The organism is Nocardia sp. GCM10030253, assembly GCF_042675075.1.
Classification (GTDB): domain Bacteria; phylum Actinomycetota; class Actinomycetes; order Mycobacteriales; family Mycobacteriaceae; genus Nocardia.
Genome location: NZ_JBHTDL010000003.1, coordinates 220,480 through 237,938 on the forward strand (window position 1 = coordinate 220,480; position 17,459 = coordinate 237,938).

Below are 17,459 nucleotides of genomic sequence, written 5' to 3' on the forward strand. Positions count from 1 at the left end.
CTTCTCGGCGCTGGCGTGGTCGCGGCTCATGACTCCTCCATGTCCGGCGCCGGTGAGATCGTGGCACCGGCCGACAGCAGTCTCTCCGCCAGCGTGCGACAGCGCTTTCCGAGCTCCGGAGGGTCGAGTATCTCGAAGTCGTGCCCGAGTAGGAGCACGTGCATGAGCACGACGTCGAGGCTGCTGGCGCCACTGAGCACCTCACAGAGCTCGCTCCCTCGTTGTCGTACGACGGCCGCCGACGCCGGAATCTGCGCGCCTACCGTGTCGGCCGACGCGTGTACGAGGAAGCGCGCTTGGTGCGGGTAGACCCGACTCGCCACAGCCTCCTGCACATACGCCGCCGCGTCGGGCGCCGCGCGCGGGCGGAAGCGCCAGGTCCGTGCAGCCACATCGGTTATCCGGTCGACGCGGAAGCTGCGCCAGTCGTCGCGATCGAGGTCGTAGGCGAGGAGGTACCAGCGCCGGTCGGAGGCGACCAGGCGGTAGGGCTCGACCCGCCGCCGTCGCACCTCGCTCCCGGACGGGTAGTCGAAGCCGGCCTCGGCCTCGTCGCGGCAGGCTCTGGCCAGTGTCATGAGCACCTCGGGGTCGACCGGCGTGCGGCCTCCGCCGAACGACTCCACCGAGCCGGCGAGCGCGCGCACCTCGTGCCGCAACCGGGTGGGCAGCACCCGGTCGAGCTTGGTCAGCGCCCTGAGTGCGGCGTCGCCGGCGCCTGCGACCGCGCCACCCGCGCCGACCAGCAGCGAGACCGCGGTGACGATCGCCTCTTCGTCGTCGAGAAGTAGCGGCGGCAGGTCCTGCCCCGGGCCGAGCTGGTAGCCGCCGCCGACACCCTGGCCGGCATGCACCGGATAGCCGAGCGTGCGCAGCCGCTCGACATCGCGTCGTATCGTGCGCGGCGTGACCCCGAGCCGATCAGCGAGTTCGGGGCCGGTCCAGACCTGGCGCTGCTGCAGCAGCCCGAGCAGGGTGAGCACCCGCTCCGTCGTACCCCGCTCGGCACCGCTCGCCACGTCCATGCCGCCCACCCTGCCAGAGATAGCGGACCGATCCTGTCCGCTAGGGATGTCAGGGTGGCTCCATGGCAGACAAACTCGACTGGAACCGGACGCTGCGCGAGCAGTGCGAGTTCCACTGGAACCATCAGCTCCGAGCCCGGCTCGCCGGGCTCACCGACGACGAGTACTTCTGGTCGCCGGTGCCGGACGCCTGGAGCGTGCGGCCACGCGGCACATCGACGGCGCCCGTGCAGGTCGGTGCCAGGGACTTCACGATGGACTACGCATTCCCCGAGCCGGTCCCCGCGCCCTTCACCACGATCGCCTGGCGACTCGGTCACGTCATCGTCGGCGTGCTCGCCGCACGCAACGCGGCGCACTTCGGCGCGCCCGCGGCGTCGTACGAGACCTGGGAATACGCCGGCAGCGCGGCCACCGCGCTCGACCAGCTCGATGCCCAGCTCGACGTCTGGCTGGCCGGGGTGCGCGGCCTCGGCGAGGCCGGGCTCCGGGTCCCGGTCGGCGCGAAGGAGCCCTTCCCCGAGCTATCCATGGCCGATCTGGTGCTGCACATCCACCGCGAGCTGATCCACCACCTGTCCGAGGTCTGCCTGCTGCGCGACCTCTACCTGCACACGAAACCCGGCACTGAGAGGAACCTCATGACCGTAAAGACGACACACCTCGATCCCGAAGAACTCCACAACAACCCTGCCTTCACGCAGGGCGTGATCGCACCCGCTGCCCGGACGCTCTATGTCGGCGGGCAGCTCGGCACCGATAGCACCGGAAACCTGCTCGACGGTATCGAGGCGCAAACCACTCAGGCGATGCGAAACGTGCTGACTGTGCTTGCTGCCGCGGGTACCGGTCCCGAACATGTCGTCAAACTCAACATCTACCTCGTCGATGGGGTCGATGCGCAGGTGGGATACGCAGCGTCGCGATCAGTGTGGGGCAATCACCGCACAGCCATCACGGTCGTTTCCACCGCAGGACACGCTCGCCCGGGCGCGCTCGTTGAGATCGACGCAGTAGCGATCATCCCCGAATAGCACGATCCACAGGCAGAAAAGTCTCACGACGACATGCGTGGGCGTTTCAGCTACCGCACATCGCTTGCTGGTAGAGGGTCGATAGCGCGTCATCGATGGGGTGCGGCTGCGGCTTACCGGAAGGGTCCATCTTGTTCCACCGCACGAGGTTCATCGCGACGGACATCTGCCGCTTGCCGTCATCGCGGGTCAGGGACATCGTTTCGGCCCCGAAGACCGTGCCGTCGTGGCCCCAGAAGGTGCCGCAACCCGGGACCTGGACCTTGTGCAGACCGAGGCCGTAGTTGATCTTCTGTCCGTTTTGGGCGATGACAGGGACGGTCTGCCGCATCTGCGCCAGCGATGACTGGTTCACGATCTCACCTGCGAGCAGCTTGCTGTAGAAGCGGTTGAGATCCTCGACGGTCGATACCAGGCCTGCTCCTGGCAACACCCAGGACATGTTGTAGACGCTGTAGTCGCGCGGCGGGTCGATCAAGCCGTACAGCGCCTCGTACATCCGCGGGTGCGGCCCATCGAGATCTGGCCCGTCCGGAAACGCGGTGTGCTCGAGCCCGGCGCGCTCGATGATGCTCTCGGTGATGTACTTCTCGGTCGTGGTACCGGCTACCTGCTCCAGGAGTTGGCCGAGGAGGAAGTAATTGGTGTTGGAGTACACCCCAGGTGAGCTTCCGGGCTCGCCGGTGGCGGGAGCGTTGACTCCCATCTCGATCAGCTCAGTTGGGCGGAACTGCGTGAACCGGTTGTCATCCAGGCTCTGGGGCGATGCACCCGCAGTAGAAGCGAGGGACGGGAACGCGTATGGGAGGTATTCGGCGAGACCGCTGGTGTGGTTGATCAGCATCCGAACCGTGATTTTCTTACCGCGTTCTCCTGGGACCAAGTCGGGCAGGTAGTCGCCGATCGGCGCGTCGAGTCCGATCCGACCTTGCTCGACCTGTTGCATGATTGCGGCGGCGATGAAGGTCTTGGTGATGCTGCCGACGCGATGGAGCATGTCGTGCTGGATAGGACGGCCGGTCGCGACATCGGCGACCCCGGAAGCGCCGCGCCATACCCGGTCGGCATCACGCACCTCGGCGTACACACCCGGCATCCCCGCGCGGTGAACATCGTCGAGGGCGGACTGCAGCGCCGCGGGATCGAAGCCGGTCGCGGTGCTCGTGCTCTCAGGTGGCGCGGCCCCGGTCTCGTCGGGCGCGGCCGCCGCCCTGCCCGCACTCATGGTCAGAAGCGTGGCCACGCTGGCAAATACCATCAGGCGAATCTTCACGACACCCGCCCTCTCATGATCAATGAGTGCAGCGGGGGCAACGCTTTTGGTTCGAGATCCATGATCATGCCGTCGATGGTCGCGCTGACCAGGCCTGCTCCGCGTCCGGCGGTGGGAGTCGCTGTCTACGTGAATGCACGTAAGGAGATTGCGATCGGCTACGTCGTTCGTCGTAGCCGATCGCGCGTCCGAGGGGTGCTACCGATGCCGGAAGATGCACCGCCGCAATGAACAACTACTCCGCTGCCCGGGACGAACCGCTCATCGCTACGGGGTGAAATGACTCAGCCCGGTCTGGTAGGCAATCACGACCAGCTGCGCGCGGTCGCGCGCGCCCAGTTTCACCATCGCGCGGCTGACATGCGTGCGTGCGGTCGCCGGACTGAGAAACAACGCGGCACCGATCTCGTCGTTGCTCATGCCTTGCCCCACCAGTGCCAGCACTTCGCGCTCACGGTCGGTCAGCACCGCGAGCCGGTCTTCGGCAGACTTGGCGGCCCTGCGCTGCGTGGCGAACTGGCTGATGAGGCGGCGGGTGATCCGGGGTGCGAGCAGCGCGTCACCGGCGGCGATCACCCGGATGGCGTGCAGGAGTTCGGCGGGACCCGCGTCCTTGAGCAGGAACCCGCTCGCGCCTGCCTGCAAGGCCTCGAAGACGTTGTCGTCGGTGTCGTAGGTGGTGAGGATAAGGACTTTGACCTGCTCCATCCCGCTGGTCTCGGCGATCTGGCCGGTGGCGCGTATCCCATCCAGCCGTGGCATGCGGATATCCATGAGGACAACGTCGGGGCGGGTGGCGCGGGCGAGTTCGACAGCTTCCGCGCCGTTGGTGGCTTCACCTACCACCGTGATGTCGTCTTCCAGGTCGAGTAGAACTTTGAAGCCGGAACGGACCAGACGTTCGTCGTCGGCGAGCAGTACCTTGATCGGCGGTGTGGAATTCACAAGCGTGACCCGATCGGTGCGAGCGGCAGGCAGGCGGTGACCTCGAACCCGCCACCGGGACGCGACTTCGCGTCGAGCTCACCGCCGAGCAGCTGGCAGCGTTCGCGCATTCCGACGATCCCGCGGCCGGTCGTTGCCGAGCTGTCGGTGCGAGCCGGGACGTGCGAGGGGTCGCGGCGACCCTCGTCGATCACCCGTATCCGCAAGGCGTCGATGCCGGGTTCGAGCGCCACCGTCACCCGGGTCGGGCCGACGTGGCGGATCACGTTGGTGATCGATTCCTGCACGATGCGATACGCGGCGCTGCCCACCGCGCTCGGTAGCGGCGTCACCGGCGATGTCTGCTCGATAGCGATGTCGAGCCCGGCATCGCGGGCCTTGCCGGTGAGTTCATGAATCTGGTCGAGACCGGGGTAGGGTTCGCGCTCGTCGCCGTCACGCAGGACACCGAGGATGGCGCGCATCTCGTGTAGCGCCCGCGAACTGGTCTGCTCGATGGTGCGCAGTGCCTCGCGGGCCTGCTCCGGTCGCTTGTCGAGCACGTGTGCGGTGACACCGGACTGCACGTTGATGATGGCGATAGCGTGGGCGACGGTGTCATGGACTTCGCGGGCGATCCGCAGCCGTTCGGCGTCGACCCGCGCCCTTGTCTCCTCGTCGCGGGACCGTTCCGCCAGTTCTGCCCGTTCTTGCGCATCGGCGGCGATGACCCGGCGGGATCGGACGGACTCGCCGAGCGTCGTGCTGATCACCGACGCGCCGATCCGGAAGAACACCCAGCCGATGGCCACGCGTGGCTCGATATCCGCTCCGGCGATCAGCCACCCGACGGCAAGGACTGTGATGCCCACACTGGCGACCATCAGCGATCGGCGACCGTCGCCGTAGGCGGCGAGGGTGTAGAGGGCGACGAAGAGTCCGAGGTAGGAAAGCCGGTCGGGGAAGTCGAGACCGAAATAGACCAGGCTAGCCAGCGCCGTGACCGTGAACACCAGGACAGGCCGTTGACGGCGTGCTGCGACGGCCACGCCACTCACGATCAGCAGGGCGTACCCGAAGCCAGAGACCGGACTCGAGACCGGCTCGAGCGGCACCGGGATCGCGGCACTCTGAACCTGAATCACGGTAACGAACAGCGCCAGCAGAACATCCGACAACCAGGCGGGCCGACGCGAGAACCAGGCAGACAGTTGTCGCGACACCGCCCGCAGAACCATGCCGTGACAGTACGGCATCCGCGGAGCCTCGCACGCCCGCTCAGACGAGTGATCGGCTACGACGACCGACGTATCCGATCGCAATTTGTGTACGCATATTCACGTACCCGGCGTCACCCGTCGCCGGAAGCGGAGCAGGCCTGGTCGGCGCGACGATCGACGGCATGAAAAAAGTCTTCACCGGCCTGGCGGCCCTGCTGCTGCTTGCCGTCATCGCACAGTTCTATCTGGCGGCCAGCGGCGCGTTCGACACCGCGCCCATCGAGGAATCCTTCCAGCCACATCGCACGCTCGGAAACGCGATACTCCTCTTCGCGCTCGTGATTACGATCGCCGCCGCTGTCGTCCGGATGCCGGGACGGCTGATCGGACTGGCGGGCCTGGTCGCCGGGTTGGTGATTGTCCAGTCGGTGATCCGGGAAGTCGCCAAATCGTTCGGTGACGGCTCGAGCACCAGCCATTTCATCTTCGGCCTGCACGCGATCAACGGGCTGGTCATCGTCGGCGTGATCGGGATGATCGTGCGGCAATCGCAACGAATATCGTGGAAACCGGCCGAACCCGCGCCAACGGCGTCATGACGACAGCTGCCTGGATCAACCTGGACCATGCCATCGCGCTGCTGAGCGTCATCGCCTGGTTCGCGGCAGGCGTCACCATGTCGCTGCGGCGCGCCAGGCCCGCCCTCGCTCTCCTGGCCGCGGCACTGCTGGTGACGTTGACCAGGGCGGCGTCAGTGACGATGCTGGCCGGTCGGGGCTGGTGGTTCGTCCAAGAGAAGGTGCTGCTCGGGCTGCCCATGCTCGCGGTGGCCGCGCTGGTCGCCACGGTGATCGCTGGACCCCGGCTGTTCGCGCAGGCCACGGGTGCCCGGCTGCCGGAAACCATCGATGCCGCAGGCATCGTCACGCTGCTCACCGCTGCTTACGCCGCATTGGCGGGTTTCGCGGTGACCTTCCTCAGCGGATACCCCCTGGCCCCTGGCATCGTGCTGATCACGATCGCGCTGGTGTTCGCGGGCGCGCTGCTGACCATGCGAGTGCTCGCGACACCGAACGCGGTCGAGGAACCGGACACCGATCCGGACCGGCCGGACGTTTCGCGCCGCCGCTTCCTCGGCGTTGCCGGTGGTGTGGTTGTGGTCGGTGCGGCCGGTACCGGAGTCGGCCTGTCGGTGCGGCCCGCCGCGTCAGTGTCCGACGGAGGTGGTCCCGGTCCGGTGTCGCGCGCGGCCGTATCGGTGACCGAATTGCGGGGCGCCGACACACCGGCACCGGGCGGCGCCCGGCGCGAATACGTATTGGCCGCACGGAAAGCCACCGTGCGCTTGGCGTCCGGACGCGACATCGACGCGTGGACCTTCGATGGCACGGTGCCCGGTCCGCCGATCACGGCCGCCAAGGGCGATCTCATCGAGGTCAAACTGGTCAACCACGATATCGACGACGGGGTGACCTTGCACTGGCACGGCTACGACGTGCCGTGCGGGGAGGACGGTGCGGCGGGAGTAACCCAGGACGTGGTGGTACCCGGTGGCGAATTCGTCTACCGGTTCCGCGCCGACCAAGTGGGAACCTACTGGTATCACACTCATCACGCGTCGCACATCGGCGTACGCCGGGGGCTCTACGGCACCCTCGTCGTGAAACCTCGCGAGGAACACGACACCGGACAACTGGATCTGACGTTGTCCGTGCACACCTTCGACGGCATCGCCACGATCGCGGGCGGCGCCGAACGCATCGCGCCGCCAGGCACTGCGGTACGGCTGCGGCTGATCAACACCGACTCCGATCCGCACCGGTTCGCGTTGGTGGGCACCTCGTTCCGGGTCGCTGCCGTCGACGGCCGCGACCTCGAGCAGCCCGGCGAGATCAGCCGGACCGGGTTGCGTCTGCCCGCAGCCGGGCGCTACGACCTCGTGTTCGTCATGCCGAGCACATCCGTGGCACTGGCACTCGACGACGACCGCGCCGCCACAGTGCGGTTGCGGCCCCGGGCTGGTGCCGCCACCGGCGAGCCGTCCACGCAGGACTCCTCGGGATGGCCCGAACTCGACCTGCTGACGTACGGAACCTCGGCCCCGGTCAGGTTGCGCACCGACGCTGCCGACCGGCACTTCACCATGGTGCTCGACCGTGGGGTGGCCATGGTCGACGGATCACCGGCGTACGCGCACACCGTCAACGGCCGCGGACACCCTTCGATCCCCGATCAGTTGGTCGCCGAAGGCGACATCGTCCGGTTCACCGTGGTCAACCGGAGCCGCGAGACCCACCCCTGGCATCTGCACGGCCATCCGGTGCTGATCCTGTCCAGGGACGGGACGCCGTCGTCGGGCAGCCCACTGTGGGTCGACACCTTCGACGTTCGCCCCGGCGAAGTATGGGAGGTGGCGTTCCGTGCCTCGAATCCGGGCATCTGGATGAATCACTGCCACAACCTGCCACACGCCCATCAGGGGATGATGCTGCAGCTGCGCTACGACGGTGTCACCACTCCATTCGGCGGTATGCACACCGTCGGCTCAGGCCACAACCACTGACGACCGCGCGACCTAGGCGCGCCGTCGACGACGCGAACCACCGCCCGGCGCGTAGTTCAGGCTGCCCGGCTGGGCGGGCGGCGCGCGGGATGGGACTGCGGTGACGCGGGTCCACGACCGAAGGCCCCGAACGGTGTTCGGTTCGGGGCCTTGGTGTTACGTCATCCGGCCGCCCTGGCGGGAGAGCCGTACCTGACCCGGCACGCCGTGTCACGGGGTCCGGAGAGGACCCCGGGACCAGCTGTGGCTGCGCGGGTCGACATCCCATCAAGCGGCGTCGAGGGCTGCGGTGATCTTGCGGGCCATCTCGGCCGTGGTGGGGCTGGGCTGGGCTTGGTGGGGGCGGGTGGTTCCTTCTACGGCGACCAGGACGGTGCTGCGGAAGTTGTCGGCCTCGGCAGGATCCTGCTTCTGAAGCAGGCTCATGGCTGCGGTCAGGGCGGGCAGTACGTGGTCGGCAAGTTCGGGTACGGACTTGCCGTTCAGGGTGATGTCCTTCGACTTTGCGGCGAGCACGTGGCCGACCAGGCCGGTCGCGGTGTACAGGGCGGTGGAGCCTTCGATGGCGGCCTTGTGGGGCGAGTTACCGGCGGCGGCCATCAGCGAGATGGCGCCGTAGGCGGCGGTGCGGAGGATGCTCTTGTCCTGGTCGGTGAGGGTGGTGGACATGGTGGTGCGCTCCTTGAAATCTGTTGTGGTGAACGGTGATTGAATGGATGGGCGGCGGAATGCGGTCGGGTTGATGGCCGGGTGGCGTCTGGATTGCTTATGGCTGGTCATTGGTCGCTGCTGTCTCGCGCACGGCCACGGCGATGGCGCGGAAGTCCTTGCGCAGCATGTGGGAGTGGTTGCTGGGGACCTTGGCGCTCACCGTGATGTTCGGGTTGCCGGCGAGCACGGGATCGAGTGAGGCCCGCACCGCGGCCATCACCTCCTCGCTGCCGCCGAGGTTGGAACCCGTGGCCAGGACGTAGCGCACCGGGCGGGTCGCGCGGTGCAGGACCGGGGCGAGGGCGGCGTGGAGTTCGTTGGCCTCGATGTTGATATCGGCATGCTGGTCGGCGGTCATCCGCGCGGCCATGCCAAGCGGGCGCGCCACCGGCATCAGAAACCGCAGCCGGCGGAACAGCTTCCGGATCTGCTCACGACCCTCCTCGCCGGTCAAGCCATAGGGCATGGCGCCGTCCACGGACACCACGCCCACTACGCGGTCCGGATTCCGGTCGGCCCAGTGCACCGCGAGCAGCGCACCGTAGGACCAGCCCACGACAATCGGGCGCTCGACGCCGGTCGCCTCGAGGACGGCATCGATGTCTCGCAGGCACGCCTCGAAGGAGTAGTCCGCTGACTTCTTCGACTTGCCGCGGGCCCGCTCGTCGAAGGTGATGTGCCGGAAGCCGGGGCCGAGTTCGGCGATCACGCGCTGCCAGTGCTTCTGGTCGGCGTAGGAGCCGTTCAGATAGATGACGGGCTGGCCCGGCCCGCCGGTGTCGGTCACGGCCAGCTCCGTGTCGTCGACGGAAACCACGCCGGTCCAGGGCGCATTGGTCGGGTTCGAGGTGGTCGTCATCTTGAATCTCCTTGCGTGCGGTGTTCGATCTGCGAGCCCCCCGTCTATGTTCGGGAATCTCTGAACAAGTACGACAGTACATTGCGTTTATAGATCGGTCAACATGCAATCTTCAGATATATGTCCAGCTAGAAGCAGTGAACGAGATCGGCTTTGCAATGATAGTGATGATAAATGCAATGAATGATCCTGTTCTTGCTTTGCAATGGACTGCGTGTGAATGCATACTGAGCAGCGGGTGCGCGGGCGCTGAGCTGCGCGCATGTCGACAGAGAGGAGACCGGCGCCGATGCCCGGAGGCAGACTCACCAATGAGGACCGTCAGCACATCGCTACGGGGCTGGCCGAGGGACTCGGATACGCGGAAATCGGGCGGCGTTTGGAGCGGCCCGCCTCGACCATCATGCGGGAGGTCACCCGCAACGGCGGGCCCGGTGATTACCGGGCGGACCGGGCGCAGAAGGACACCAGGCAGCGTGCGCGTCGGCGCAAGCAGGCTCAGCCGCCGGCGCCGCCGATTCCCGACAGCGGCTATGGGCGCGATCCCCAAGCGGTCCAGGACGTCTCGGAATCCTTCACCGACCTCCTCGTCGCGCAGGGGCTGCCCAAGATGGAGGCCAGGGTGCTGGCCTGCCTGCACATCACCGACTCAGGCGCTCTCACCGCCGCGGACCTGGTCCAGCGGCTTCGCGTCAGCCCGGCGTCGGTCTCGCACGCCGTCGCCTTCCTCGAACAGCAGGGAATAGTCAGGCGCGAGCGAGTTCCCGGCGGGCGGCGCGAACGCTACGTCATCGACGATGAGATCTGGCTCCGCAACCTTCAAGCGTCCGTGCAGATGAACTACGCCCAAGCGGCCGAATCACGGCGCGCCGCAAAGATTCTCGGGGCCGCGACCCCGGCGGGCGTCCGCTTCGAATCCTCCGCCGAACTCCTTATCCTCGTGAGCGAAGCCCTCGAGCAGGCCATGGAACAGTGGCGGCAGAACCTGGCCGCCCGCAGCGGCCGGGGGTTGCTCCCGTAAGGCATCGCGAGGGGATCCGTCGAACAGGACTGTCGAAGCCATTCGTCGGCGCGAAATCCGCAGCAGTGCAGCTACGTTGCGTCGACCGGATGGACGGCGCCAGGGGCTATGCCCGCGTGGCTCCGCCGCAATGAAGCGATCGGGATCGAAGACGCAGGGCCATACACGCGAGGAGCAGAACTACGGTCTCGGCGGTCACCGCCGCGATGGGCAGGTCGACCCGACCGACGAGTTCAGCGCCGACAAGGATTGCGCCGAGCAACCCAAGCGCACCCGCCACGCGCGCGCCCATGGCAATCGCGGGCCGGACACCGCCACCAAGAGCATTATCACGATGATCCGGATCATCGGGGCGGCATCGCGAACATGTAGGCCATAAACGCCTGGTGAAGTCGGCAGTTGGTGGTGAACCAGCGATCCAACCGTCGAGTCAGGGTTGAGACTCACCACGGCGGAGAGAAACGCAAGTACAGCTCCGGCGAATTCGCGGTGAAGTATTGCCCCATATATTCGATTGCCATTGGGGCGTAGATAAGGCACGCAACACCGATCGCCGCCCATGCTGCAACACGACCGATTTCGAAGACACCTTCATGTGAACCTGCCTTGCCTCAATCGGGGGCGTCCAGCAGCAGCTGCCAGGTGCCATCGAAGGTCCACAGTCGTAGCTGCTCATGCGCGGTCCCGCCGTCGGCCTGGCTGCCGCGTTTCCGCGGCACTGAGTGAACTCCCGCTACGGCCCAAACACCGCTAGCCGCGATAGATCTCGACGTAAGCGTTGGTGGTCACGGCGATGACGCCGGGACCCATACCCGTGCAGCCTGTGGTGATGCGCTGGCCTGCCGGCGTGAATGGGTAGCTGAGTACAGAATAGGAACCGACACCGTACAGCGGGAACGGCCCGCTTGCATACAGGCCGAAGCAGTCGACGTGCAAGACGTAGCTGCTTCCCCCGTCGGGTTGGCACGTCGCCGACGCACCGGAAAGATCTCGCTCGACTGTGCAATCCTGCGGCGCCGCTTGGGCGGCGCCGGAGCCGATAATTGCTACAGCGGCCAGACCCGAAAAGCCAGCGGTCGCGACTCGTGCGGCGGCAACAATTGTTTTTTTCATGGAACTCCTTCGGTGTCAGGTGATCTTCGGTTGAGAGCCGCTGAATGTTACGTTTCGTACGGCATGTCGACGTTCCAACGTCGCGTGAAGCCGGTCAGGTGTGGAGGATTCGGGAGAATTGCCAGGCCGCACCGAAGCCCAGCCAGTGAGAGGCGGGCTCAGGTCGAGCCGTCGGGGTCCGGAAACCCGGGCCGAGTGGGGATTTCAGTGCTAGATCCCACGGTCGCGCCCTCGAGCAGGGTGTGGCGACGACCGCACGTGCGTCATAGACCATAGCCCACCCTCAACCAAGGCCCCGCGAATTGCGGGTAGCCCTTGATGTCTCGTAGCCAGCGATAGGTGAGTCGGCGCACAGCGATCTGCGCGCGCCACCCCGAACGGTTGCAGACCCCCACGCAACGGGTTGTGGTACCGCCCGGGTGGTGTGGACGCTCCGAGTGAGTGCTGAGCCGCATCCAGCAACCACGGCCGAACATTATGGGGCGCAACTATTTCCGACGCCCGTGAATGCGGCACATCGACGTGAGACACAGTTTTGGCCGTGAAGTGCCTGCGCTGTCCGCCTTTCGGGTACACATCGGTCACGCACGACGGTTGGCGATCGACTGTCGATCTGCCCGTGTGAGACCCACAGGATGTATTCGGATTCATTGAGGAATCCGGGCTGTGGTCTGGCGTTGGTCTCGTGTGTCAGACCACAGCTCCGCGCCCATCGCCTACCCGCTGGCCTGCCCTAGCTGTCGGCGCGGCTAACCTAGGCCACCTGCGACAGCGTAGGTCGTGATAATCGCGCCCGTGCTGGTCACCTGGCTGTGAGTCAATTGCAGCGGTCGAAGCACACCGTCGTCGCGGAAGAGACGCTTGCCGCCACCCGCCACCACCGGGTCGATCATCAGCCGGAGCTCATCCACCAGGCCCAGGACCAACAGGCTCTGGACGAGCCCGGGACTGCCGATTACATGGAGGTCCTTGCCCTCCTCCGCCTTCAGTGCGCGCACGGCCGCACCGATATCGCCTTGCAGCAGTTTCGAATTCTGCCAGCCGAGCGGCCCGTCGAGAGTCGTCGAGGCGACATACTTCGGCAACGCGTTCAGGGGCTCGGCGAGCACCTGCTGATCCTGCGGCGCGTTCGGCCAATGAGCAGCGAAGATCTCATACGTACCGCGCCCCAGCAGGTAGCCACCCGCGCCGCGCACGTTCTCGATCACCCAGTTCATGGACGGGTCATCGAAGTAGCGAGCATGCCAGCCACCGTGCTCGAAGCCACCGGTCACGTCTTCATCGGCATAGCTGGGAGCCTGCACCACCCCATCCAACGTCATCCACTCGTTCGCGATCAGTTTCCGCATCCTTGGCCTCCATCTGGTCGTTGTCCACCGCTCCGCGTTCGCGTCGCGGAACAGCTCTGTCACTCACTGGGACGGAGCCAGGCGCCCATCTTCGACATGACTTGCGGACCGGTCGGAGCCAGACACCACCGACACCAAGCCAGGGCGTTGTCATCTGTGGAGCGAATGGGTCTCAGCTGTGCAGTGGAACGCCTTGGCCAAGTGGCCATCGAAGGGCTCAACTCGGCGGAATGATCCTGATGTTCGCCGCCCATCGGGGGCTCCAGGCGCTGTCTATGCGCCGGATTGGTTGTGTGAGTTGGTAATCCAGGTCCCGTCCGAGTAGCAATTCCAGCTCCTCGGGCCGGCTCGAGATGCCGCCCAGATAGATCCCCGGCGTTCCCGGGGGCACATCGAACGTCGCGGTTACATTCCGACTATCCAGATTCTGTATCACTTCTATACCATCACGGTGCATGGCCGTGCTCACGAAGTCGGGAAGTTTTCCGGTGTAGCCAGGGGTGATATCAGCGATGTTCCGGCCCGGAAACAGTCGGCTGGGCTGGATGGCTTTGGTGACCTGAACCCATTCGGGTACTGGCTTTTTCCGCAATATTTCGTCCAGCGCGAATACGCGCTCCTGCACAGAGGGCATAGACGGGAGCTGGCCGCGCAACATGCCGTTTATCATGCTGTAGTCGGACTCCGTGTATGTGCGCAGCAGCCTGATTTCGTCAGGATCGAGACGTTCGACCGTCTCGCCCCACACTCGTGTGCCGTAGGTGTGTGCCAGGCGTCCGGTGGCGAATGTCTTCGGTTCCGGCCGTGACTGCGCCGCAGACAGCTCACGATCCTTTTTCCCGGTCGCGTCGATTACTTCCTTGATTTCTTCGTCTTTGGCTCCAAATGTATGAGCCGCCTGCTCTGCATGGCTGCTGCCAGCCGTTCGAGACATCTTTGATGCGGCCTCACTGGCTTTTTCGATCTTCCCCGACAGAGAATCGCAAACTTCCTTCCATGCATCGCTGGCTGCGCTCACGTGGAATCCCGTCTGAACCGAATTCAGGCAATCGTGCCCTGTGCGTCTGCGGCCAGGTCGTCGCCGATCGCGCGCGTGTCGGGGACGGATCGGGCGAGCCGGTCGCGTTTCGGCACGACAAGGGTGTTGCCGGCAGGTACCGCCGCGAGGGCCTGATCAAACGCCGGGCGTTTGCGGGTGATGCCGGGCAGTCCGTGGTCGAGGTAGATGCGTTCCTCGGTGACACCGAGCTCGCGCAGCAGGTCGCGTCGGGCGGTGAGATCTCGGGTGCGGCGAGCGTAGCCGATCAACGTGCCGGACATGGCGGAAGCGTAACGGACAGCATCCCTTCGTTGAAGGAGCATGGCCAAGGTGATGTGCCGAACGGATCTCCTTCCGATCCTCGGGCCAGTGTGAGGCGACACGAAGTTGGCAGTGGCTGCGCGACATCGGAGTGTCATGTGGCTCTATCTCAGTGGAGTCAGCTGTGTTGGTGAGATCTGTCCGTGCCCGCGACTTTTTGCCCGGAATTGTCGATACTGAGAGACAGAAGTCCGCCAACTTCACAGCGCTACGTACGCCACGTGCGGCGGGGGGTGGCAGTCGGACCCCGTGCCGCAATTGATCGCGATGGCGTTGCCTAGGCCGATATCGACGCGAATTTCATCTTCGTGGGCATCACTCGGTAGCTACCGGCAGTGCATGCTGAATACAGGAACAGAGAGGCGATGTGATGGCGCAATTATCAGAAATGCTGTTCTACTACAAGGCGTCCCTCGGTGGCGGAGTATTCGGTACCGTCGATGAAGACAACAACCTCGCTGACTTCAAGAAGATCTCGCGTGGGAGTTTGGCCGTCGACTGGACGCAAATCACACCGGTGGGCTTCGATAACTACTTGTTTTACAGCGCGTCCAGCGGCCGCGGGTGCATCTGTAAAATCCAAGGTGACGACGACTCTCTCGCCATGGGGGATCGTAAGGTATTTCCCCCCGGGACTTTCTCGCGAGACTGGAACGTAATCGTACGTTTGAGCGGCGGTCGTAACCTGTACTATCGCCGGGCCACCGGCGAGGGTCTTGTCGGTACCGCTAACTCCGATGGCATGTTTGGGAATTTTACGTTCATCCCCCCAGGAAGCTTCGCCAACGACTGGACGGAGATCATCTCCCTGGACTCTGATCGCATCCTGTTCTACAGCGGGTCCGACGGCCGCGTGGCCATCGGTGCGATCGACGACAACAACTTCATCTCGGAAATATACGTTCCTCCTCCCGGGACTTTCGGTAACGACTGGACACAAATCACGAGGCTGAAGTTCGGCCGGTGGTTTTTCTACAGCGCGCCCACCGGCCGCGCGTGCATCGGCACCATCGACGATGACTTCAACTTCGGCGAGGACAAGGTCTTCCCTCCCGGAATTTTGTCCCCTAACTGGACACAAATCACGAGAGTGCGCGCGGCGATCACAGGAGATGGTTTGTGATCGAAGACGATCCATTCGTAGAACCGCTGCTCCGCGCCGTTCTCTCCGGGCCGTAGGACCCGGCGGCCTGACGCCCAAACGGCGGGGAAGCTGCGCCTATCCGCGGGCCATATCCACAAACCGGCTCAGGTGCAGCTGGTGCGCGACGGTGATGGTTGCGGTCGGGCCGTTACGGTGCTTACCGAGAATTAGATCGGCTTCGCCGCCGCGTGGGTCGTCGCGTTCGATTGCGTCGGGGCGATGTAGCAGGATGACCATATCGGCATCCTGTTCGAGCGAGCCGGATTCGCGCAGGTCGGAGACCATGGGGCGCTTGTCGGTTCGCTGTTCGGGACCACGGTTCAGCTGACTGATGGCGACGACGGGGACTTCGAGTTCTTTGGCGAGGAGCTTCAGATTTCGCGAGAAATCCGAGACCTCTTGCTGTCGGGATTCGACCTTCTTACCGGACGTCATCAGCTGGAGGTAGTCGACGACAACGAGTTTCAGGTCGTGGCGTTGCTTGAGTCGACGCGCCTTGGCTCGAATTTCCATCATGGTCAGGTTGGGTGAATCGTCGACGAACAACGGCGCCTCACTGATCTCACTCATTCGCCGCGCCAATTTGGTCCAGTCGTCATCACTCATCCGACCGGAACGCATATCACCCAACTTGATCTTCGCTTCGGCCGAGAGCAGACGCATCACAATCTCGGTCCGGCTCATCTCCAAGGAAAAGATGACACTTGGCAGCCCATGCTTGATAGAGCAGCTGCGCATAAAATCCATTCCCAGGGTCGATTTACCGACGCCGGGTCGAGCCGCGACGATGATCATCTGGCCCGGGTGGAGGCCGTTGGTGACCTCGTCCAGTTCGGTGAAGCCGGTGGGGACGCCGAGGGAGATGCCGCCGCGGCTTGCGATGGAGTCGATTTCGTCCATCGTGGGCTGGAGGAGCTCTTCGAGGGGGAGGAAGTCTTCGGTGGTGCGGCGTTCGGTGACTTCGTAGACCTCGGCCTGCGCGCGGTCGACCACTTCGGCGATGTCCTGGCCGTCGGCGCCCGCGTAGCCGTATTGGACGATGCGGGTGCCCGCCTCGACGAGGCGGCGCAGGATGGCCTTCTCGGCGACGATCTCGGCGTAGTAGCCGGCGTTGGCGGCGGTCGGGACAGTCTGGGTGAGTGTGACGATGTAGGGGGCGCCACCGATGCGTTTGAGTTCGCCGCGGCGGTCGAGGCCCGCGGCGACAGTCACGGGGTCGGCGGGCTCACCGCGACCGTAGAGATCGAGGATCGTGTCGAAGATGGCCTGGTGGGCGGGACGGTAGAAGTCACCTGGCCGCAGCGCCTCGATGACGTCGGCGATGGCGTCTTTGCTGAGCAGCATGCCGCCGAGCACCGACTGTTCGGCCGCCAGGTCGTGTGGAGGCTGCCTGCCGAAGTCCTCGCCAGGCGGTTCGGAATATTCCGCGTGTCCGCGGTCGTCGACGACTGCCACCAGACTCGACCGTCCTTTCCCCACGACCGGGATTCACACTATCGATGACTCGTTGTACTCCCGGGTACCGACACGTTCGGCATGCAGCAGCGAGTGCGGCTGACACCGTTCGCGGGCGCCGTCAGCGGGTTCCAGCAACCGTTTCGGCAGGTACCGAATCATGACGTTCCCGCTGGTTCGTCCATGACTTTGCGATGAACCTAGGCGACCGGTAGGGCGGTCACCAAACCGTACTGTGCACACACCTGTGGATAAGTTGGGGACTGTTTACCTAACGATGTGCACCCCCTGTGTACTACTTGGGGAAAACCCAGGTCACTGCATTCAAACGCGCTGATAGATATCGATTTCTGAATCTGTCCACGTGTGGATGAATGTCGTGACGGCGTGTCGGTCAAGTTGAACAGC

The 17,459-nt window shown here is 64.9% G+C and carries 17 protein-coding genes and 1 pseudogene; 7 read left to right on the plus strand and 11 right to left on the minus strand.

Going from position 1 to position 17,459, the window contains the following annotated elements:
- Positions 1–26: 26 nt before the first annotated feature.
- Positions 27–1,025 (minus strand): helix-turn-helix transcriptional regulator, encoded by a 999-nt coding sequence (locus tag ACFQZZ_RS03435; protein ID WP_378673723.1) that lies wholly within the window; start codon positions 1,023–1,025, stop codon positions 27–29.
- 62 nt (positions 1,026–1,087) lie between these two features.
- Between ACFQZZ_RS03435 and ACFQZZ_RS03440 the strand changes: the two are divergent.
- Positions 1,088–1,636, plus strand: a pseudogene (locus ACFQZZ_RS03440) (DinB family protein); the annotation flags it as partial.
- Between the two features lie 30 nt (positions 1,637–1,666).
- Complete coding sequence (locus tag ACFQZZ_RS03445) at positions 1,667–2,059, plus strand: RidA family protein (protein ID WP_378674070.1); 393 nt, start codon at positions 1,667–1,669, stop codon at positions 2,057–2,059.
- 46 nt (positions 2,060–2,105) lie between these two features.
- Here ACFQZZ_RS03445 and ACFQZZ_RS03450 read toward each other — a convergent pair whose 3' ends face one another.
- From ACFQZZ_RS03450 to ACFQZZ_RS03460, 3 genes are all read right to left on the minus strand, one after another.
- Positions 2,106–3,284 carry a serine hydrolase domain-containing protein gene (locus ACFQZZ_RS03450; RefSeq protein WP_378673726.1) on the minus strand — a complete coding sequence of 393 codons (1,179 nt, stop codon included), beginning with the start codon at positions 3,282–3,284 and terminating at the stop codon, positions 2,106–2,108.
- 315 nt (positions 3,285–3,599) lie between these two features.
- Positions 3,600–4,277: a response regulator gene (locus ACFQZZ_RS03455; protein WP_378673729.1), complete on the minus strand. Its 678-nt coding sequence runs from the start codon at positions 4,275–4,277 to the stop codon at positions 3,600–3,602.
- On the minus strand, positions 4,274–5,494 hold the full coding sequence (locus ACFQZZ_RS03460; protein ID WP_378673732.1) for a sensor histidine kinase: 1,221 nt from the start codon (positions 5,492–5,494) through the stop codon (positions 4,274–4,276). The genes ACFQZZ_RS03455 and ACFQZZ_RS03460 overlap by 4 nt, the downstream gene beginning before the upstream one ends.
- A 164-nt stretch (positions 5,495–5,658) precedes the next feature.
- On the opposite strand from ACFQZZ_RS03460, the gene ACFQZZ_RS03465 reads away from it, so the two are divergent.
- Positions 5,659–6,075, plus strand: a complete 417-nt coding sequence (locus ACFQZZ_RS03465; RefSeq protein ID WP_378673735.1) for a DUF6220 domain-containing protein — start codon at positions 5,659–5,661, stop codon at positions 6,073–6,075.
- Entirely contained in the window at positions 6,072–8,039 is a 1,968-nt protein-coding gene (locus ACFQZZ_RS03470) for a multicopper oxidase family protein (RefSeq protein ID WP_378673738.1), read from the plus strand. Before ACFQZZ_RS03465 ends, ACFQZZ_RS03470 begins: the two co-directional genes overlap by 4 nt.
- A gap of 267 nt (positions 8,040–8,306) precedes the next feature.
- Here ACFQZZ_RS03470 and ACFQZZ_RS03475 read toward each other — a convergent pair whose 3' ends face one another.
- Both ACFQZZ_RS03475 and ACFQZZ_RS03480 read right to left on the minus strand, forming a co-directional pair.
- Complete coding sequence (locus ACFQZZ_RS03475) at positions 8,307–8,708, minus strand: hypothetical protein (protein ID WP_378673741.1); 402 nt, start codon at positions 8,706–8,708, stop codon at positions 8,307–8,309.
- Between the two features lie 97 nt (positions 8,709–8,805).
- Positions 8,806–9,609: an alpha/beta fold hydrolase gene (locus ACFQZZ_RS03480; protein ID WP_378673744.1), complete on the minus strand. Its 804-nt coding sequence runs from the start codon at positions 9,607–9,609 to the stop codon at positions 8,806–8,808.
- Between the two features lie 289 nt (positions 9,610–9,898).
- On the opposite strand from ACFQZZ_RS03480, the gene ACFQZZ_RS03485 reads away from it, so the two are divergent.
- Both ACFQZZ_RS03485 and ACFQZZ_RS03490 read left to right on the plus strand, forming a co-directional pair.
- Positions 9,899–10,630 (plus strand): helix-turn-helix domain-containing protein, encoded by a 732-nt coding sequence (locus tag ACFQZZ_RS03485; protein ID WP_378673747.1) that lies wholly within the window; start codon positions 9,899–9,901, stop codon positions 10,628–10,630.
- A 130-nt stretch (positions 10,631–10,760) separates the two neighbouring features.
- Positions 10,761–11,009, plus strand: coding sequence for a hypothetical protein (locus ACFQZZ_RS03490; RefSeq protein WP_378673749.1), 249 nt, complete (start codon positions 10,761–10,763; stop codon positions 11,007–11,009).
- Positions 11,010–11,380: 371 nt separating this feature from the next.
- On the opposite strand, the gene ACFQZZ_RS03495 is transcribed toward ACFQZZ_RS03490, so the two are convergent.
- The 4 genes from ACFQZZ_RS03495 to ACFQZZ_RS03510 form a co-directional block, all read right to left on the minus strand.
- Positions 11,381–11,743, minus strand: a complete 363-nt coding sequence (locus ACFQZZ_RS03495) for a hypothetical protein (protein WP_378673752.1) — start codon at positions 11,741–11,743, stop codon at positions 11,381–11,383.
- A 749-nt stretch (positions 11,744–12,492) separates the two neighbouring features.
- Positions 12,493–13,092, minus strand: a complete 600-nt coding sequence (locus ACFQZZ_RS03500) for a dihydrofolate reductase family protein (RefSeq protein WP_378673755.1) — start codon at positions 13,090–13,092, stop codon at positions 12,493–12,495.
- Between the two features lie 217 nt (positions 13,093–13,309).
- Positions 13,310–14,110 (minus strand): ADP-ribosyltransferase, encoded by an 801-nt coding sequence (locus tag ACFQZZ_RS03505; RefSeq protein ID WP_378673757.1) that lies wholly within the window; start codon positions 14,108–14,110, stop codon positions 13,310–13,312.
- A gap of 23 nt (positions 14,111–14,133) precedes the next feature.
- On the minus strand, positions 14,134–14,412 hold the full coding sequence (locus tag ACFQZZ_RS03510; protein WP_378673759.1) for a recombinase family protein: 279 nt from the start codon (positions 14,410–14,412) through the stop codon (positions 14,134–14,136).
- A gap of 410 nt (positions 14,413–14,822) precedes the next feature.
- Here ACFQZZ_RS03510 and ACFQZZ_RS03515 point away from each other — a divergent pair, with 410 nt between their 5' ends.
- Positions 14,823–15,575 carry a hypothetical protein gene (locus ACFQZZ_RS03515; protein WP_378673761.1) on the plus strand — a complete coding sequence of 251 codons (753 nt, stop codon included), beginning with the start codon at positions 14,823–14,825 and terminating at the stop codon, positions 15,573–15,575.
- Positions 15,576–15,671: 96 nt separating this feature from the next.
- Here the strand turns inward: ACFQZZ_RS03515 and dnaB are convergent, their stop codons facing one another.
- The gene (gene dnaB, locus ACFQZZ_RS03520; protein ID WP_366530188.1) at positions 15,672–17,051 is read right to left on the minus strand and encodes a replicative DNA helicase; all 1,380 of its coding nucleotides are present in this window, start codon (positions 17,049–17,051) and stop codon (positions 15,672–15,674) included.
- Between the last annotated feature and the right edge of the window lie 408 nt (positions 17,052–17,459).

What these genes read in the sequence shown, in the direction of transcription:
- ACFQZZ_RS03435 (WP_378673723.1), bottom strand. Translation starts at nt 1,025, where the DNA reads ATGGACGTGGCGAGCGGTGCCGAGCGGGGTACGACGGAGCGGGTGCTC.
- ACFQZZ_RS03445 (WP_378674070.1), top strand. Translation starts at nt 1,667, where the DNA reads ATGACCGTAAAGACGACACACCTCGATCCCGAAGAACTCCACAACAAC.
- ACFQZZ_RS03450 (WP_378673726.1), bottom strand. Translation starts at nt 3,284, where the DNA reads ATGAGTGCGGGCAGGGCGGCGGCCGCGCCCGACGAGACCGGGGCCGCG.
- ACFQZZ_RS03460 (WP_378673732.1), bottom strand. Translation starts at nt 5,494, where the DNA reads ATGGTTCTGCGGGCGGTGTCGCGACAACTGTCTGCCTGGTTCTCGCGT.
- ACFQZZ_RS03465 (WP_378673735.1), top strand. Translation starts at nt 5,659, where the DNA reads ATGAAAAAAGTCTTCACCGGCCTGGCGGCCCTGCTGCTGCTTGCCGTC.
- ACFQZZ_RS03470 (WP_378673738.1), top strand. Translation starts at nt 6,072, where the DNA reads ATGACGACAGCTGCCTGGATCAACCTGGACCATGCCATCGCGCTGCTG.
- ACFQZZ_RS03475 (WP_378673741.1), bottom strand. Translation starts at nt 8,708, where the DNA reads ATGTCCACCACCCTCACCGACCAGGACAAGAGCATCCTCCGCACCGCC.
- ACFQZZ_RS03480 (WP_378673744.1), bottom strand. Translation starts at nt 9,609, where the DNA reads ATGACGACCACCTCGAACCCGACCAATGCGCCCTGGACCGGCGTGGTT.
- ACFQZZ_RS03485 (WP_378673747.1), top strand. Translation starts at nt 9,899, where the DNA reads ATGCCCGGAGGCAGACTCACCAATGAGGACCGTCAGCACATCGCTACG.
- ACFQZZ_RS03490 (WP_378673749.1), top strand. Translation starts at nt 10,761, where the DNA reads ATGAAGCGATCGGGATCGAAGACGCAGGGCCATACACGCGAGGAGCAG.
- ACFQZZ_RS03495 (WP_378673752.1), bottom strand. Translation starts at nt 11,743, where the DNA reads ATGAAAAAAACAATTGTTGCCGCCGCACGAGTCGCGACCGCTGGCTTT.
- ACFQZZ_RS03500 (WP_378673755.1), bottom strand. Translation starts at nt 13,092, where the DNA reads ATGCGGAAACTGATCGCGAACGAGTGGATGACGTTGGATGGGGTGGTG.
- ACFQZZ_RS03510 (WP_378673759.1), bottom strand. Translation starts at nt 14,412, where the DNA reads ATGTCCGGCACGTTGATCGGCTACGCTCGCCGCACCCGAGATCTCACC.
- ACFQZZ_RS03515 (WP_378673761.1), top strand. Translation starts at nt 14,823, where the DNA reads ATGGCGCAATTATCAGAAATGCTGTTCTACTACAAGGCGTCCCTCGGT.